The sequence below is a fragment of the Polyangium jinanense genome (genome assembly GCF_028435365.1).
In genome coordinates, this window is sequence record NZ_JAGTJJ010000083.1 from 21,758 (window position 1) to 39,808 (window position 18,051).

At 66.5% G+C, this 18,051-nt stretch carries 8 protein-coding genes and 1 pseudogene; 7 read left to right on the plus strand and 2 right to left on the minus strand.

Features of this window, described 5'->3' with window-relative positions:
• The first annotated feature begins 209 nt into the window (after positions 1 to 209).
• The 3 genes from KEG57_RS50485 (at position 210) to KEG57_RS50495 (ending at position 7,845) form a co-directional block, all read left to right on the plus strand.
• Entirely contained in the window at positions 210 to 5,873 is a 5,664-nt protein-coding gene (locus KEG57_RS50485; protein ID WP_272459920.1) for an ATP-binding sensor histidine kinase, read from the plus strand.
• Positions 5,874 to 6,154: 281 nt separating this feature from the next.
• Positions 6,155 to 6,700, plus strand: a complete 546-nt coding sequence (locus tag KEG57_RS50490) for a hypothetical protein (protein ID WP_272459921.1) — start codon at positions 6,155 to 6,157, stop codon at positions 6,698 to 6,700.
• Positions 6,701 to 7,296: 596 nt separating this feature from the next.
• On the plus strand, positions 7,297 to 7,845 hold the full coding sequence (locus KEG57_RS50495) for a hypothetical protein (protein WP_272428029.1): 549 nt from the start codon (positions 7,297 to 7,299) through the stop codon (positions 7,843 to 7,845).
• Between the two features lie 17 nt (positions 7,846 to 7,862).
• On the opposite strand, the gene KEG57_RS50500 is transcribed toward KEG57_RS50495, so the two are convergent.
• Entirely contained in the window at positions 7,863 to 10,427 is a 2,565-nt protein-coding gene (locus KEG57_RS50500) for an SUMF1/EgtB/PvdO family nonheme iron enzyme (protein ID WP_272428030.1), read from the minus strand.
• Positions 10,428 to 10,496: 69 nt separating this feature from the next.
• Here KEG57_RS50500 and KEG57_RS50505 point away from each other — a divergent pair, with 69 nt between their 5' ends.
• Complete coding sequence (locus KEG57_RS50505; protein WP_272428031.1) at positions 10,497 to 11,408, plus strand: FHA domain-containing protein; 912 nt, start codon at positions 10,497 to 10,499, stop codon at positions 11,406 to 11,408.
• A 24-nt stretch (positions 11,409 to 11,432) separates the two neighbouring features.
• On the opposite strand, the gene KEG57_RS50510 is transcribed toward KEG57_RS50505, so the two are convergent.
• Positions 11,433 to 12,083 carry a hypothetical protein gene (locus KEG57_RS50510; protein WP_272428032.1) on the minus strand — a complete coding sequence of 217 codons (651 nt, stop codon included), beginning with the start codon at positions 12,081 to 12,083 and terminating at the stop codon, positions 11,433 to 11,435.
• Between the two features lie 531 nt (positions 12,084 to 12,614).
• Here KEG57_RS50510 and istB point away from each other — a divergent pair.
• The 3 genes and pseudogenes from istB to KEG57_RS50525 all read left to right on the plus strand — a co-directional run.
• Positions 12,615 to 13,283: pseudogene (istB, locus tag KEG57_RS50515) on the plus strand (IS21-like element helper ATPase IstB); the annotation flags it as partial.
• 388 nt (positions 13,284 to 13,671) lie between these two features.
• On the plus strand, positions 13,672 to 14,598 hold the full coding sequence (locus KEG57_RS50520) for a hypothetical protein (protein ID WP_272428033.1): 927 nt from the start codon (positions 13,672 to 13,674) through the stop codon (positions 14,596 to 14,598).
• 1,388 nt (positions 14,599 to 15,986) lie between these two features.
• On the plus strand, positions 15,987 to 17,843 hold the full coding sequence (locus tag KEG57_RS50525) for an NHL repeat-containing protein (protein ID WP_272428034.1): 1,857 nt from the start codon (positions 15,987 to 15,989) through the stop codon (positions 17,841 to 17,843).
• The last annotated feature ends 208 nt before the right edge of the window (positions 17,844 to 18,051 follow it).

Below are 18,051 nucleotides of genomic sequence, written 5' to 3' on the forward strand. Positions count from 1 at the left end.
CAAGGCATCGGGGCCCGTTTACGCGACAAGCTACTGCTGTTACGTATACCGTGCACTGCGAGGACGGCTTCCCCCGTCTGTCATGGTAACATCCTGAACGTGCAGGGTCATCGGTGGGGTCGGGGTTTGGACCGGGAGACTCTTGCCGGTGTCGCTTCTCGTGCGCGGGGAAGGAGAGGTGTGCGCCTTCCGGAAGCCCAGGGCGTTGCATGTACACGCTGAGAGAGCTGCTTTTCCAAAACAACGGGGTCGCCGTTCATCGCGGACTCAGGAAGAGCGATCAGCGCCCGGTGGTGGTCAAGACGCTCGATCCGAGGCGGTGCCGGCCGAGGGACCTCGTGCGCCTGAAGAACGAGTACGAGATTGGCCGGAAGCTCGACATCCCGGCGGTCGTGAAGCCCCTCGCGCTCGAGACGCTCGAGGGCATGCCCGCCCTGGTCATGGAGGATACTGGCAGCGAGCCGCTTTCCCGCCTCCTCGGAGCGCCGATGGGCGTGGAGAGGTTTCTCCCGCTCGCCGTTTCCATCGCGCAGGCCGTCGCGGAAGTCCACGGCCAGGACGTCGTCCACAAGGACCTCAAGCCGGCAAACATCCTCGTCAACGTAGAGGCCGGCGAGGTGAAGATCGTCGATTTCGGGATCGCTTCCCGGCTTCCCCGCGAACCGCAGGCCGCGCAGCCCCTCCGCCTCATCGAGGGCTCGCTGCCGTACATGTCGCCAGAGCAGACGGGGCGGATGAGCCGGGTGATCGACAACCGCTCGGACCTCTACTCCCTCGGCGTGACGTTCTACGAAATGCTGACGGGCAGGCTACCCTTCCAGGCGGCGGATCCCCTGGAATGGGTACATTGCCACATTGCGCGGTCGCCCACGCCTCCTCGGGAGGTCGTTCCGTCGGTGCCGGAGGTGGTCTCGGCCCTCGTCATGAGGCTGCTTTCCAAGGTGGCGGAGGAGCGCTACCAGAGCGCCACAGGCCTCCGGTACGACCTCGCGCGTTGCCTCGCGGCGTGGCAATCGACGAGCCGGATCGAGCCCTTTCCTCTGGGGCAGCGAGACGTGGCGGATCGTTTTCAGACGCCCCAGAAGCTCTATGGTCGCGCGGAGGAGTTCGCCGCGCTCCTCGGCGCCTTCGAGCGGGTGGTCGCCACCGGGACCCCTGAAATCGTGCTGGTTTCCGGTTACTCGGGCGTCGGGAAATCGGCCCTGGTACACGAGCTGTACAAGCCGATCTTCCGGCAGCGGGGCTCCTTGGTCTCGGGGAAGTTCGAGCAGTACAAGCGCGATATTCCCTACGTCACGATCGTCCAGGCGCTGCGCGAGCTCGTGCTCGAGCTCCTCGCCCAGAGCGAGGACCGGATCGATTCCTTTCGGCAGCGGCTGCGGGCCGCCCTCGGGGTGAACGGTCAGCTCATCGTCGACGTGATCCCCCAGGTCGAGCTCGTCCTTGGCCGGCAGCCGCCCGTCCCGGAGCTGCCCGTCACCGAGGCGCAGAACCGCTTCCACATGGTGTTCCGGCATTTCGTCGGGGTGTTTACCCGGAAGGAGCACCCCGTCGCGATCTTCCTCGACGATTTGCAATGGGCCGACGCGGCGAGCCTCGGGCTCCTCGAGGATCTGATGACCCACCCCGAGACGCGCCACCTCCTCGTCATCGGCGCGTATCGCGACAACGAGGTGACCGCCTCGCACCCTCTCGTGCGGGCGCTCGACAAGATGCGGAAGGAGGGCGTGCGCGTCTCGGACATCGTGCTCGGCCCGCTCTGCCGAGAGCACCTCGCCGCGCTCGTCAGCGATACGCTGCATTGCCCCCGCGAAGACGCCGCGCCGCTCGCGAGCCTCGTCCACGAGAAGACGGCCGGCAACCCCTTCTTCGCGATCCAGTTCCTCACCGCGCTCCACGAAGAACGCCTGATCGAATTCGACGGGCGCGCCGGCGTCTTTCGGTGGGACACCGCGAAGATCCGCGAAAAGGGTTTCACCGACAACGTGGTCGCCCTGATGGTCGGGAAGCTCGTGCGGCTTCCCCCATGCGCCCAGCAAGCGCTGAAGCAGCTCGCCTGTCTGGGAAACACCGCGGAGGTCGCCCTCCTGGCGACGGTCCGCGGCCGCTCGGAGGAGGCGTCGCATGCGGACCTGTGGGAGGCCGTTCGCGCGGGGCTGATTCTCCGCATGGGCGGCACGTACAAGTTTCTCCACGACCGTGTCCAGGAGGCGGCCTATTCGCTCATCCCCGCAGGCGAGCGAGCGGCGATGCACCTGGAGATAGGCCGGCTGCTCGCGGCGCGTACGGCGCCCGACGAGCTCGAGGAGAAGATCTTCGAAATCGTGAACCAGCTCGATCTCGGCGCCGCGCTGATTACATCGCGGGAGGAGCGCGAGCGGGTGGCGGTGCTCAACCTCGCCGCGGGCAAGCGCGCCAAGGCGAACGCGGCCTACGCCTCGGCATTGAAGTACCTGGCTTTTGGCTCGGCGCTCCTGCCGGAGGAGAGCTGGGAGCTTCGGTACGAGCTCGTCTTTTCGCTCGAGCTCCACCGGGCCGAGTGCGAGTATTTGACGGGCGAGCTCTCGTCCGCGGAAGAGCGGCTCTCGACGCTCTGGCGCCGCGCCGCAAACCTCGTCGACCTCGCGGTCGTCACGTGCGCGCGCCTCAACCTTTATACCACCCAGGATCGGACCGACCGCGCCGTCGACGCGGGCCTGCAATACCTCCGGCTCATCGACATCGAGTGGTCGCCGCACCCGACGGCGGACGAGGTTCAGCGGGAATACGAGCGGATGTGGCGAAAGCTCGGGGGACGGCCGATCGAGGGGCTCATCGACCTGCCATCGCTCTCGGAGCCGCGCTGGCGAGCGACGATGGACGTCCTCACGATGCTCGCGCCCCCGGCCCAGTTCATCGACAAGAACCTGAGCTGCATCGTCATTGCTCGCATGGCGAACATCAGCCTCGAGCATGGCAACAGCGATGCGTCGTGTTTCGCATACAGCTGGCTCGGCACCGTCCTCGGACCGCTCTTCGGCGACTATGCGACGGGGTTCCGCTTCGGCAAGCTCGGCCTCGATCTGCTGGAGAACCGCGGGCTGCTCCGCTTCAAGGCCCGCGTCTACCTGCTCTTCGGCAAGAGCATCCATCCATGGTCGAAGCACCTTCGCACGGGCCTCGAGTGGCTGCAGCGCGCCTTCGCCGCGGCGCAGGAGACCGGCGATCTCACGTATGCGGCCTATGCCAGAAACCAATCCTTGACGCTCCTGCTCGCTGCCGGAGAGCCGCTCGGCGAGGTGCAACGAGAGGCCGACGACGCGCTCGAATTCGTGCGGAAGGCGAAGTTCGGTCACGTCGTCGACTCCATCACCGGACAGCTCGTGCTCATCCGGGTTCTTCGGGGCAAGACGCGGGATTTCGCCTCCTTCAACGACGCCGAGTTCGACGAGGGCCGATTCGAACGGCACCTGGAGAGCGATCCGCGCCTCTCGATCGCCACCTGCTGGTACTGGATCCGCAAGCTGCAGGCGCGCTTCTCCGCGGGCGCTTTTGCCGCCGCGGTCGAGGCCGCGTCGAAGGCGGAGCGGCTCCTCTCGACGTTGCCCTCCTGCTTCGAGCAGGCCGAATACCATTTTTATGGCGCGCTCGCACGGGCTGCGTACCTCGACACGGCGCCTGTCGACGAGCGGCCCCGGCACCTCGCGGAGCTCGTCGCCCACCACGATCCGCTCGCGGTGTGGGCCGATAACTGCCCCGAGAACTTCGGGAACCGCGCCGCGCTGGTCGGCGCGGAGATCGCGCGCATCGAAGGACGGCTCCTCGACGCCGAGCGTCTCTACGAGGACGCCATCCGCTCCGCGCGCGACAATGGCTTCGTCCACAACGAGGCGGTCGCCTTCGAGACGGCCGCGCGCTTCTACCGCGCGCGCGGCTTCGAGCTTTTCGCCGATACCTACCTGCGCGAGGCCCGCGCCCGCTATCTTCGCTGGGGCGCCGACGGCAAGGTGCTCGAGCTCGACCAGCGCTACCCCCGATTGCTGGAGACGAAGCTGAGCGCGCCCAACGCCACCTTCGCAGCCCGGCCCGAGCAGCTCGACCTGCTTTCGGTGACCAAGGCCTCGCAAACCATCTCGAACGAGATCCTCCTCGACAAACTGGTACGCACGCTGCTCGAGGTCGTGCTCGAGCAAGGCGGCGCGCAGAGCGCTTGCCTCATCCTGTGTCAGGGCCAAAGCCTCTCGATCGAAGCGGAGGCCGCCCTCGAAGAGAAAGGGGAGGGGACGAGCTTCCGAAAGACTTCGCCTGTGGATGTTTCGCAGCGCGTCCCCGTGTCGCTCGTCCATTACGTGCAGCGGACGAGGGAGCGCGTCATCCTCGGTGACGCCTCGTCCGATGCAGGGAAGTTCTCGGGCGACGACTACTTCGCGCGGCACAAGCCCAAATCCGTCCTCTGCATGCCCATTCTGAGGCCGGCCGAGGTGGTCCATTTCCTCTATCTCGAGAACAACCTGCTCGCCGGTGCCTTCACGCCCGACCGGCTCGTCGCCCTGTCGCTCCTCGCCACGCAGGCGGCGATTTCCCTGGAGAAGGCGCTGCTCCACGGCAAGGAGCAGGCGGCGCGGGCGGCGGCCGAGGAGGCGGAGCGCCGCGCGGCTTTCCTGGCCGAGACGGGGGCCATCCTGTCGGAGTCGCTCGATTACGAAGAGACGTTCGCCCGCCTGGGCCGGCTCTGCGTGCGCTCGCTGTGCGATTGGTGCGTGATCGATATCCTGGAGCGTGAAGAGATCCGGCGTATCTCCGGGGCCCACAAGGACCCCGCGAAGGAGCCGCTGCTCGAGGAGCTGAAGCAGCGCTACCCTCCTCGGATGGATTCGCCGCACCCGGCTGCCATGGTCCTGCGGACCGGAAAGGCGCTCCTGTTGCCCGAGCTCTCCCTGGAAGACATCCGGGCCACCTGTGAAGATGACACGCACGCGGAGCTCATCCGCGCGCTGGGGACGCGGACGGGCTTGGCGGTGCCGCTCGTGGCGCGGGGGCAAACGCTCGGGGTGCTGAGCATGGCCTCGTGCGCGCCGGGGCGGCGTTATGGGGACGCCGATCTCACGCTGGTCCAGGAAGTGGCGCGAAGGGCCGCGACCGCGATCGACAACGCGCGCCTCTACCGCAAGACCCAGGAGGCCATCTGCGTGCGAGACGAGTTCCTCTCGGTGGCCTCGCACGAGCTCAACACGCCGCTCACGTCGCTCACGCTCACATTGCAGTCGATGAGCAGGGCCATCCAATTGGGTCGATTCTCCGACGGGCAAGCCGTGGGCAAGCTGGTCGAGCGCGCCTTGCGGCAAGGGACGCGCCTGGCTCGGCTGAACGATGATCTCCTGGATGTCACGCGAATCCACGCGGAACGGCTTCCCCTGGAGCCAGAGGACGTCGACCTCGGGGTCCTCACCCAGAACGTGGTCGAGCAATTCACCCTGGATCTGGAGCGGGCCAGGTGCGCGCTCTCGGTACGGGACAGCGCGCCGATCGTGGGCCATTGGGATCGCTCCCGCGTCGAGCAGATCGTCACGAACCTCCTCGCCAATGCGATCAAGTTCGGGGCCGGCAAGCCCATCGAGATCTCCCTCGGCAAGGAGGCCGGGACCGCGTGGCTCGCGGTGGCGGATCATGGAATCGGTATCGATCCGGCGAGGCAGGGCCGGATCTTCGAGCGCTTCGAGCGCGCCGTATCCAAGAACTACGGCGGGCTTGGGCTCGGCCTGTACATCAGCCGGAGGATCGCGGAGGCGCACGGGGGCACGCTCCGTGTCCAGAGCGAGCCAGGCGTGGGAGCGACCTTCACCCTCGAACTCCCTTGCGCCGGGCCACCGACATCCGGAGGGCCGCAGGCCTAGAACATCGATCGGTCGATTACACGTTCATTACAGCACTCGACGACGTTGCTCACCGGCACCCTTCCGAGCTGTAAGGGCGGAGTAAGTGCATTCCGGCGAAAAGGGTGACATCCTCTCGATTGTCGGAGGCGCGGCGCAACCCCCTTCGATCCCGAGAGGCGATTCCAGCGCGATCAGGCATGGCTGATCGCACGGGCGCGCCCCTCGAACCATCGCTCGTTTGGCCATCGAAATGACGCCATGCGGGCGATAAAAAGACCGTAAAGAGAGGAGCATCGATCATGGCTCAGGATATCTTGATCATCGTCAACGCCAAGACCGGCACCGTGCAGATGTATGCCGCCGATCCCTCGATCGTCCAGGGCAACTCGCAGGGCTCGAACGAGCTCTGGGTGCGCGTCCCCGCCTCCGAGCAGTTGCGGTGGCGCGTGGAGCCGCTCCAGCTTGCCGAGGGCGCCGGCGGCGAGGCCGATCTCTACCACGCGATCATCACGAAGGTCGAGCTCTGGGGAGCGACCGAATCCCCGCCCCAGGGCGATGCCAGCAAGTACCTCGTGGACTGGATCAGCAACAACGGCGCGGGAGATACCCCCTATTACAGCGCTCCGGGCACGATCACTCCCGGGAAAAACACGTTTGGGCCTCCCACGCCCGTCGCCACGCAGGGCATCAATCGCCCCTTCATCGCGTGCGAGACGCAAATGTCGAACCGCGACGAGATGGTGAGCCCCAAGATCGCTTATTCCTTCTCCGTCGACATCTACCTGGGCAGGGAGAAGGTGAACGCCGTCACCTGGGACCCCTTCGTGACGGTCTACCGTCCGTAAGGACGTCCTCGAGCGGTCGCACGCTCAGGCTCGAACAGGGCGGCGGTCGCTCGCTGCGAGCCGCCCTGGTTCGACCCTCGACAAGCCCGGCGCCCCGCCTCTCGACGAGCCCGCGCTCTCGAACTGAGCATTGGTCTCATCTGGGAGGCGCTGAGCTGGGGCGTTGCCCCAGGCCCCACCAGGGGCTATCCGCCCCTGGACCCGGACCAGCCAGGGGCTGGACCCGGGGTCGATGAACTGCGCGATGCGCAGTTCATCGAACAGCCGAGTCAAGACCAGGAGCGATCCTGCCCGCCAAGACAGCAGCGCTGACATCTCAACCGGCAGCGGGCCTGTTGGAAGAACTGCGCATCGCGCAGTTCTTCCACGAATGGTCCAGGGCTTGCCCTGGTTCGGGTCGAGGGGCGAACAGCCCCCGCGGGGTCCGGGGCAGCGCCCCGGCGCGGCGGCCTCAAGAAGAGACCAATGCTCAGGCTCTCGAAGCAGGGGCGCGGCCCCCTTCCTTGACCTTCTTCGCTTTCGCGTCGTCCAATCGGCCCGGCGGTGTAACGGGCGTGTAATTGACCGGGCCCCCGCGCTCGGGTAGGAGGGTACGCATGCACAACAAAGAGAAGAGTGACGCGACCGGTGGTGTCCATCCGTTGAACGCCCAGCTCGATCCAGGGCTTTTGGATTGGCGGTATTACAAGATCGAATGGAGCGGGAGCCGGAAGTTCGCGGACATCATTGCCACCCGGGTCGCCGGCGCGGGGTACAACGCTGGTGTGGAGTACTGGCTCGTGGACAAGGCGGGCTTGACGGTCGAGAACGGGCTCGTCGTCACCTGCGTGGGCGACAAGGCCTGGACCGATTCGCGGCCCTTGGCCCCCACGAATGCGCAGGAGTTCACCGCTCCCTGCGCGGCGGACTGGACCGAGGTGGACACCGACCTCACAACCGGCACTCTCTACAAGCACGCGACCGAGGACTATTACGTGCGTATCGCGATCAGCGACAAGGAGCCGGACGCGACCATTTCGATGCTGCGATGGTATCAGAAGAAAACCACGGCCCCGGCGCCGTCCTTCGAACCGAGCGGGACGTATACCCAGGTCTCGGCGCTCGGGTCCGGACGGATGTGGTATGCCGATTCGAAGTCGCCCTGACCACAAAGACGTGCGATTCAGCGCGGATCCATGTTCGCGGTCAAGCTCCGCGCGACCCGTAGTCCCACCGTCGCTCGCCGTATCCCAGGCAGGAGCCCGAAGCGCCCCGCCGCCCGCGCGAAGGGAAGCGCGCTGCTCCATCCACCGCCCCGCACCGCCCGGTGCTCCGGATCGCCAGGCGACGCCTCGTCGACGAGCACTCGCTCCCCCACGATTGCCGGCCCCTCGCGCCGCCACACGTTGCAGCACCAATCTCGCGAGTTGCCGCTGAGCCCGCGCACCCCATAAGGGCTTTCGTCGGCCGGATAGCTGTCCGCTGCGACGCGCATCGGCACGCCCGCGTGGCTCTCGAGCACGCACGCAAACGTCGCGTCCGGGTAATCGCCCCACGGGTAGGCTCGGCCATCCACCCCGCGCGCGGCTTTCTCGCGTTCGAGCTCGTTCGGCAGTCGCCAGGGCAGCCCCGTCTGCGCCGAGAGCCAGCGCGCGTACGAAAGCGCCGCGTACCAATCGATGGACGCCACGGGCCACTCCGACGCCAATCGCGCGCCGGCCTCGTCGACCGCCAGCATGAAGCGCCCCCCGGCCTCGCGACCAAACAGCGGCCGCTCGTCCCTGGCCTCCGCCATCCCGTGCGCGGTGCGCGGTACGCACGCGAGCGCCTCCTCCTCGCGGCCCTCGCCGAGCAGCGCGTTCAGGAACGCAAGGTATTCGCCGTTCGTCACGGGGAAGCGGCGCAAGACGAACGCATCGATCCATACCCGCCGGGCGGGCAGGCTGTCCGGCGCCTCCGGATCGCCGCCGATGTCGGCATACCCCGCGGGCACGAAGCAATCGTCCGGGCCGAGCGCATGCAGGAGGGGCAACGAGAGGATACGAGGCCCTGTCTCGCCCGGCGGCGTGCCGTCCCAGTGGGCGCCCCGCTCGATGCATACCGGCAGGCGCACCTCCGCCCGCCCCGGCGCCGAGATCACGAGGAGATAGCTGCCGCGGGGCAACACCGCCTCCCGGATCGGCGCGCGCCCGAGATGCCGCACCGGCTCGGCCACGAGGCGCCTGTCGCGCGCGGCGAACCGACAGAGCAGCACCTCGGCGCCTTCGGGATCGGTCACGAGCGAGAGCGCGCCGTCGCCGCGCAAAATGGCCGCGTGTCGCCCCCGATCGTGGGTCCGGAGCATGGCCTCGGCGCGAGCCGCGTCCTCATGCCGGCGCGCGCGTTCGGCGGCGACGAGCTCGTCGCAATGACGATCGGCGAGCAGTGCGTGCGCCTCGGGCAGCTCGGGGTCCAGGATCAGAGCGCCGTGCGCCGCTTGCAGCAGGGCCGCCTCGCGGAGCACCGCGTCCTGTGCAATCCGCGACGCTTCGTCTTCGAGCGCCCAGGCTGGCCGCTTGACCTCCACCGGATCGTAGGGGCGCACCGCCTCCATGAGCCGCCGCGCGCGCGCTGTGATCTCGCGCGCTCGTGCCCGCAGCTCCGCGATTTCCGGCAGGAGCGCCGCCGCCTCCGCGAGCGCGAGGCGGGCCTGCTCGCGGCGGCGCGCCCCGTCGAGCCAATCGAGGACCTCACGGCCGAGAGCCGCGGCGTCGGGGTACCGCGCGGCAGGATCGCGCTGCATGGCGCGCTCGCATATCGCGACGAGCTCCCGCGGCAATGCAGGGCCACCCCGGGCCGCCTCGGCGACCGGGATCGGGGGGCCCGCGAGCACCTGCCGCCAGATGGCAAGGCCACTGCCTCGATAGGGCGGGCGCCCGGCGAGGAGTTGATAAAGGATGGCGCCGAGGGCGTAGACATCACTCGGCTTGCCATGCATGGCGTGCTCGCCGCCCGCCTGTTCGGGCGGCATGTACGTGGGCGTCCCGAGCACCTCGCCGTGGCGCGTGAGCCCCCCTTCGTCGCCTCCGTCGCCTTCGTGGATTGCGTCGTCATCGTCCGGCTCGCTCGGCAGCGGATCGCCAATGCGGCGCGCGAGGCCCCAGTCCATGACGAACGCCTCGCCTTGCTCACCAACCATGAGGTTCATCGGCTTGAGATCGCGATGAAGAATCCCCTCGCCGTGCGCGTACGCGACCGCCTGGGTGATGCGCGCGAACGCGTCGACGGCGCGGCGGAACGTCCAGCCCGAGGGCGTGGGCCCGAAGCCCGTCGGCCCCGCGGCCCCGTAGAGCTCCGCAATCACGGCGTCGAATGTACGTCCGCGGACCTCCTGCATGGTGAACCAGGGCCTGCCGTCGTCGAACTGGCCTCGCTCGTGAACGGGAATGATTCCCGGGTGTTGCAGCCGCGCCGTGAGCTCGATCTCGCTGATGAAGCGGGCGCGCATCCGCGGGTTTTGCACGTGCTCCCAGCGCAGCACTTTCATGGCGAGCACACGCCCGAAGAGCAAATCGCGCACGCGCCGCACGTCGCCGGCCCCCCCGCGGGCGATGCGACCGAGATCCTCGTAGCGGCGCGGCAGCGGCGGCTCCACGGCTTCCATCGGCTCGACCGCGCGCACACCGGAGTCGGTCTCGGCGGTGAGGATGGACGCCGTCGAGTCGCTGGAGGCATCCACCGTCGGCGGAGGAACGGGGCTGGGATCCATGACGATGGCGTATACACGGGATTGGACGGGCATGGTAGGCTGCGGCTCGGCCTTTGAGTGAGGGCGAGGATGGGGACACTCAAGAACGAGTCGACACAGGATTATGTTACCCTGGGGGTGCGGTGTCTGATTGGGCGGCATTCGGCCTGTGACGTGCGCGTGGACGAACGGCGTGTTTCTGCGGAGCACGCCAGCTTGCACTGGACAGGTGGGCGCTGGGAGCTCAGGGACCTCGGCAGCCGGAACGGGACGCTGCTCGGGGGCCAGCGCCTTTCGCCTGGAGAGCGTGTGCCGCTCGCGGAGGGGGCGGCATTCTCGCTGGGAGGCCCGAGCCCCACGTTCGTGTTGACCGACGGCTCCCCGCCGGGCGCGGCGGCTCGGCACCATGCAAGCGGGGCGCGGCGCGCCGCCTCGGGGGGCATGCTTCTCCTGCCGGACGAGGAGCTGCCGCTCGTGAGTGTATTCGAGAATGGCGAGGGCCAATGGGTGACCGAGACCGGCGACGATGTGCAGCCGGTCGAGGATCGGCAGGTCATCACGATTGCGGGTGAATCCTGGACGCTCGAGCTTCCGCCGCGCGATACCGAGACCTGGCAGAGCGACATCAGGAGCCCGATGCTGGAGAGCATTCATCTGCGGCTCGCCGTGAGCCAGAATGAAGAGCAGGTGACGGCGACGGTGGTGATGGGCCGGCGAGAGGCGGAGCTCCCGGCACGGACCCACCATTACCTCCTGGTCACGCTGGCCCGCGCGTGGCTCGAGGATCGCGACGCGCCGGCGGCAAAACGAGGCTGGCTCGGGCGCGAGGCGTTATGCCGGATGCTGGCGACGGACGCGAACAAACTGAACGTCGACATCCACCGCGCCCGCAAACAGCTCGCGGTCCTGGGCGTCCAGAATGCCGCGGGGCTCGTGGAGCGGCGGCCGGACACGGGGGAGATCCGGATTGGCGTGCGGAGCGTCGAGGTCGTCCGGATGTGAAGGCCGGGGCCCAGGGCTCTCGTCCTACCGATTCCCCGAGCGGATGGCCATCACGACGGCGACGAACACGAACAGCACCACAAGCGAAAGCGAGTAGTGGATGGCGATCTGCTGCGAGTTCGTCTGCGTCCGGCGGGCAAGGAACTTGCTCGAGGTCCCCTCGCCGTACAGGTCCCGATAACGGTAGGTTCCCAGCGGAATGAGCGGCAAGCCGCAGAAGACGACCCAGTGGACCCGGACCACGGAGCCGCAGTCGCAGCATCCCCGGTCCTCTCCGTAGAACATCGTCCCCGTGCCATTGACGGTCGAGATGTTGCCAGGCGACAGCGGGGTGGACTCGTCATAGCACCTCTTGCAGAACCCGGAGCTCCGGTGCTCCTCCTCCTCGCGCTGTCTTGCCAGCTGCATTCGGCGGACCTCGACGAGATCCCTCACGAGCGTCTCCGCCGCGGCCGGCGCCGCGCCGCTCGACACGAGCGCAGACCAGATCTCGACCGCGGACTTGCCCTGGCCAAGCAGTGCGACAGCGAGGAGGAGGCTGTTCACATGGGCCTCCGCCGCGGCCGGCGCCACGCCGCTCGACACGAGCGCGGACCAGATCTCGGCCGAGGATTTTCCCTGGCCGAACAGGGAGACAGCCGGATCGCATGGCTGCCTGTTGATCATGTCGTTCATGACACCCGCCCCGAACCTCCAGAGGTGGACCTCAGCACTTCTTCGTGCTCGCCCGCGCGCACCTCCGGTACTTCAACCCGTTAATGCCCCCCTTGGCGTTCTCGGCCTCCGCCCACGCGCGGTACCTCGCGGAAGGGCAAAGGACTTTCCGGGGAGGATTTGTCGCCCCTAAAACCCCCTTTCGGGTACGCTCCGCCCCGTGCGGACACGATTCTCTCTCGGGGCGGTGGGGCTCGGTGGGCGGGGAGCGCGGAGGCGTTTTGCGGTTTCTACGTGAGCGGCGCCGACAAACGGCTCTCGGACAAACCGCGGTTTTTCGGGCCGAGCGCTCGTTTGGCCTGACTGTTTGGCGAGGTGGCGGAGCACACCCCCGCGTGCTTTTTGATCGTATCACCTCGCCCACCACCGTCTGGACGCTGGCCCGGCCCCGTGTCAGGCGCCGCGCACATGCGCTGTCGAGCCGACGGCCTCGCGCATTCGGCTTGGAATGCAAGTACCGCGTAGACGTCCGCGCAACCGCTCGCGCGAAGCGCGTTCGTCGAGCAGATCGTCGAGCTCGAGGAGAAGGAGCGCGCGAACAACAGCCTGGAACGACGAATGTCGCGCAGCCGGGTGGGCCGCTTCAAGTCGATGACGGATTTCGACTGGGACTGGCCGACGAGGATCGACCGCGAGCTGGTGGAGGCCGCGCTCCGGCTCGAATTCATCGAGCAATCGAAGAATGTCGTGCTGGTGGCATCACACGGGCTCGGCAAGTCGATGATCGCGCGCAACATCGCGCACCAGGCGGTGCTCGCCGGCCACTCCGTCATCTTCACGACCGCCGCGCAGCTCCTGCTCGATCTGGGCGCGCGGGAAACGAGCCGAGCGCTGGACAAGCGGCTGAAGCATTACGCGAAGGCGACGCTTCTCGTGCTCGACGAGGTGGGATACCTGTCCTTCGACGGGCGCAACGAGGACCTGTTATTCCAGCTCGTGAACCTGCGATACGAGAAGAAGAGCATCGTGCTGACGACGAACCTCGCCTTCAGCGATTGGCCAACGATCTTCCCGAACGCGACGTGCGCGACGGCGCTGATCGACCGCGTCGTCCACCACGCCGAGATCATCATGATCGAGGGCGAGAGCTACAGGCTCCGTGAGGCGAAGGAGGCCGCGGAGCGGAGAAACGGCGCCGCGGCCGCGAAGAAGAAGCGGTAGATCGCGGCGGCGGGAGAGACGGACCGGTCGGCAGAGGCGTTGCGAACGTCGGGCGGCCGGTCCAGATTTCTGCGGATCGGGAGGAGCGGTGACAGCGGTCGTGAACGGCAGAGGTGTGAGTCTCGTCAAGCCTTTCTTCAACGAGTATGAGACGATGCATGCCGATGCGTCGCCATTGCGGGTAGCGCGACTCACTTTATCTGGAGATTGACAGGCGCGAGAGTTCTAGCGTTTCCTTCGCTTTTGCGGTCGCCGCACAAATCTGATCCACCGGACAGGAAGCCTTTGACAGCTACATTTTTTCGGATGTCTTGTCCGCGTAAAGCGGGGTGTAGGGTTGGCGCGGGGTGTATCTCGTGCACTCATCCGCCCCGAAAAGGAGAATTCCATGGGCTATCCGATGCATGAAGATCCAGAGACGGCCACGTTCTGGGCGAACGTAGCGAGGGTTGACGGGGTCAGGTTCAACAGACAAACCAATTCCAAGAGCGCTCCCTCCACGCCCGCCGAGAAAGGCAGCGGGCCCGGGGCCGATCTGTACGAGATCACGACGGACGCGGCCGCAAATACCATCAACGACATGGTCGCTGCCTCCGACGCCTTCAACTGGTGGGGGGAACTGATCACCATGCTCTATAACCCCGCCGGCGCCTTTCGGGACGTGGTCTTCGAGATCGTCGGTGACGCCATGAAGGCGGGCATCGCGGCGCGGAAGTTCTGGCACGATCACAAGTTTGCCAAGGGCGATCGCATCTACATCTCGACCAACGTCGCGTACCCGTCGGGGGAGGTTACTGTCTATTGCGGGTGCTCCGTACTCGGCTCCGACTACAATCGCTTCATCCAGAAGGGGAGCTCGTTCTCCAGGGAGGACATGCAGCGGATCGACAACTACTACGGTGCCATCCCCGATCCCCTGCCTCCCGTCGTCCAGCTTAAGCTCGACTCCCGCAATATAACGGTCAGGCGGACCAGCATGACCCTAGACAAGGGATCGTGGGTGCCGGGGAAAGAGCCGCCCGAGACGCTGGACATTCACTCCGTCATCTGCGAGGTATCTGCCGACGGAGTGACCGCCCCGGTGGGCGTATCGGGACAGATCGTCTACGAAGGCGGCGACCTCAAGTGGACGATCAAGTTCAACCTCACCTGCAATCCCGGTGTCAATACGGGCTTGGCATCGGCGGGGTGCCAGTCTATCGCGGAGAACGAATGGCACGCGGAGATGGAGAGCATCGATCCGAGCGGTGTCCCTGATCAGAGCAGGGCGTGGTATTGCTATGTCTGGAAGACGGATTGGAGTCACCGGGGATGATGGTGGCGTTGCAAATTCGAACGACCAAGCCGCCGTCATGAATGACCAAGCCGCCGTGGAACACTGGCTGAGCCCGTCCCGCGCTGCTCGTGGAATGGAGCGCCAGGGTCGGGGCCGTTCGATCTGGTGGAACCGGGGGCGGCGTCGCGCGACGTGCACAGAGGACATCGACACAGCGCAACCGCCCGAGATCCGACAAACGGCCGCCAGAGGAGAGCGGCGGGGAAAAGGACAACGCTCGCCCAAAAGCGCCTCCCCGCCGCCCTCTTCTCGAGCAACCCGCAACGCAAATACTCGTCCACTTCGCGCACGACGAACTTCGGCAAACTGCTCAATCCTTCTATACGCTCACGAAATGCCGGCCAAACCTCGCTCAACACCCGATAAAGGATACTCTCCTCGGGGCGACGACGTTCGTATTGGTAGGGCTGGTGAGTGTTCAGTATGACGTGCGGACTCGAGCATCCACGCGCTATGCGCTCGCCGTGCCAAACGAATTTGCCGCAGTTTTCTCGACGTTTTCGCTGCCGAACTCATGGCGGCCGCCATGGCGGCACCTGGCGGCCGCCACCCCGCCGCCAACTGAAGGCTTTGCGTCGGCCCGCGAACGTCAACCGCTCAACTCAAACCCCAAAATGATGCCCCCGCAACCACCTCGGCAAACCCGTCTTGAACTGCCTCGCCGTCACCCGTATCCTCCCACGGCAGCCACACGCGCACGTGTGCCCCTTCGCATCTTCCTTTGCCGCCCACGCCTGCGCTTCTCCTCGTGCAGTTCCTGATCGTGTAGCTAACCTCACCGTTCCTTCGATGTGCACTTTTTGGCCCAAGGTCAGGGGAGCCGACAAACGGCTCTCGGACAAACCGTGGTTTTACGGGCCGAGCGCTCGTTTTGCCGGGCTGAAACTTGGCGCTTTCCAGTGTGGGCATTGGGGTCAGCGTCAACGGCTGTCCAGAACTGCCTCCGACCGCGTGGTCTCGTCTCTCGTTCCCACTTTAATCCTGCCCCCGAAGTAAAGGGGCTCGCGGCGGGCGGGCGCCCCGGCAAGGGGAACCGCCCCGCGCGCGACATCCCGAGGGCGGTCCCGTCGACGGCTGCGGCGCTCTCCAGGTCCAGGGCCGCAGGATCGTGGAGAACGCCGTCCGCCTCCGTACGGGCAGTCTCACGCCCATTTTGAGAAGATCCCCTTCCACAGCAGAAGCGGAGCCCAACGCATCCTTCGCGGTGCGCCTGCCTCGCCGCCTGCCGACGTCGAAAACCTCCTTGTCCCCCTTCTGATACTCTGCTAACCAGAGTCACGAACGAACGTTCGTTCTGTTAACTTGAACACGATGGCACCGTCTCGATCGCCGAGGTCGAGCGCCTCGTGAGAACGGAGAGAATGACGATGAAAACACGTACGCTCGTTGTGGTTGCATGGGGGCTTCTGGCCGGCGCATGTTCGGAAGATCCCGGGACGGGAACCAGCGGCACAGGCGGCTCTGGAGGCATGGGCGGGGGCGGCTCTGGTGGAATGGCCACGGGCGGCTCTGGAGGCTCTGGTGGAATGGCCACGGGCGGCTCTGGAGGCATGGGCGGGGGCGGTTCTGGTGGAATGGCCACGGGCGGCTCTGGTGGAATGGGCGGCTCTGGCGGCATGGGCACGGGCGGCTCTGGTGGAATGGGCGGAGGCGCTGGCGGCATGGGCGGGACATCGAGCGCTTCGAGCGGTGCGCAAATCTGCATACCTGGCACGCCGAAGAGCTGTTATGACGGGCCCGGCGGCACGGAAGGCGTGGGGACGTGCCTCGGCGGGATGTCGACGTGCCTGCCCGACGGCTCCGGCTTTGGTCCGTGCGAGGGGGAGGTCTTGCCGGCGACGGACGATTGCAAGACGGCTGCGGACGAGGACTGCAATGGCGCGAACGCGGCGTGCCCCGGCTCGACGAGCTGGAGCCGACGCTTCGGCAGCAACCTCATGAACCAAACCGAAGAAAAACTCGGGGGGCTCGCGGTGGACGCGGGAGGGAACGTGCTCATCGCGGGCCATTATCTTTCCACGATGGACTTCGACGGAGGCCTTGGGCTCGGCGACGGGGGGAGCGCCCGCGACGGGTTCGTAGCGAAGCTCGACAGTACCGGCCAACCCATCTGGGCGCGCAAGATTGCGGCGCTCAACAATCTGTACATGCGCGGCGCGTGCGTCGATCCGCAGGGCAACGTCGTGGTCGTCGGCGAGACCAACGGCGACGGCATCAACGCGGGCGGAGGCTTGAAGGTCGGCACCGGGTCGGTGCAGACGTTCGTGGTCAGCTACGATCCGGCTGGCAACCATCGCTTCTCCTTGGTCTCGAACGGCTCGGGCTCGGCCTACGCAAAAGCAGTCGCGTGCGGCGCCGATGGCTCGATCGCGCTGGTCGGCTATTTCACCGGCAACCTGACCTTCGGCGGCAACCAGATCATTTCCAATGGCTCGGATGCATTCGTGGTGAAATTCTCGGGAGATGGTCAACAGATCTTCACGAAGCGCTACGGGGACGCCAGTTTCCAGGCGGCCACGGGCGCCGCCTTCGACACGCAAGGCCGGGTCGTGATCTCGGGATACAACGACAATACGATCGACTTCGGCGTCGCGACGCTCGCCAAGGGGTTCTTCGTCGCGAGGCTCTCGGCGACCGGAGAGCACCTCGCGAGCAGGAGCTTTCCGGGCGACGCGACTTCGTCGTCAAATTTGCTGGTTCGCGTGAGCGCGGGGCCGGACGACACGCTCGTCCTGGCGACGGACTCGGGGGACACGCCGATCGTCGTCGATCTCGGAGTCGCCGGCCCGCAAAACGGGACGTTTTTCATGGTGAAGCTCGACGGGTCCACCACGCCGGTATGGGGGAGGGTTTTTTCGGGTGCCGGAGGTCTGAAGGGCGTCACGTTCGGAAACAACGGCGACGTCGTGGTGACCGGCGCGCTGCGCGGCTCGGTCGACTTCGGGAGCGGTACGGCGCAGACGACGACCGGCTCGTCGGATATCGTGGTCGCCTCGTATTCGGCCGCGGACGGCGCATTCCGGTGGTCGCGCGTGGAAGGGGACTTCGATGCGAAATCCATGCCACAATGGGGCGAGGCCGTTGGCGTGAATGCGGCGGGCCAGATTTACGTGGGCGGTAGTTTCGAGGGAGCCATTCACTGGGGAGACCAAGAGCTCGTCGCGAGCTTCGGTCATGTCGGTCTTTACTCGTCGGACGTGTTCGTCGCGTCGCTCGCGCCGTGATTGCGTGGCATTAAGGATGCTGAACATTGGTCTCATCGCAAGCCGCCGCGCCGGGGCGCCGCCCCGGGCCCCGCGGGGGCTAATACCTTAGGAGATCCCCCGGCTCTGCCGGGGAGGCAGCCGAAGTTTGACATTTCCGGGGGTCTAAAGGCGGAACCCCCTTCGTGAGCCGCTCAAAGCAACACGAAAGGGGTTCCAGTGGACGAGT

Excerpts from the sequence above, each read along its gene's own strand:
- KEG57_RS50485 (WP_272459920.1), top strand. The coding sequence starts at position 210 with ATGTACACGCTGAGAGAGCTGCTTTTCCAAAACAACGGGGTCGCCGTT.
- KEG57_RS50490 (WP_272459921.1), top strand. The coding sequence starts at position 6,155 with ATGGCTCAGGATATCTTGATCATCGTCAACGCCAAGACCGGCACCGTG.
- KEG57_RS50495 (WP_272428029.1), top strand. The coding sequence starts at position 7,297 with ATGCACAACAAAGAGAAGAGTGACGCGACCGGTGGTGTCCATCCGTTG.
- KEG57_RS50500 (WP_272428030.1), bottom strand. The coding sequence starts at position 10,427 with ATGGATCCCAGCCCCGTTCCTCCGCCGACGGTGGATGCCTCCAGCGAC.
- KEG57_RS50505 (WP_272428031.1), top strand. The coding sequence starts at position 10,497 with ATGGGGACACTCAAGAACGAGTCGACACAGGATTATGTTACCCTGGGG.
- KEG57_RS50510 (WP_272428032.1), bottom strand. The coding sequence starts at position 12,083 with ATGAACGACATGATCAACAGGCAGCCATGCGATCCGGCTGTCTCCCTG.
- KEG57_RS50520 (WP_272428033.1), top strand. The coding sequence starts at position 13,672 with ATGGGCTATCCGATGCATGAAGATCCAGAGACGGCCACGTTCTGGGCG.
- KEG57_RS50525 (WP_272428034.1), top strand. The coding sequence starts at position 15,987 with ATGAAAACACGTACGCTCGTTGTGGTTGCATGGGGGCTTCTGGCCGGC.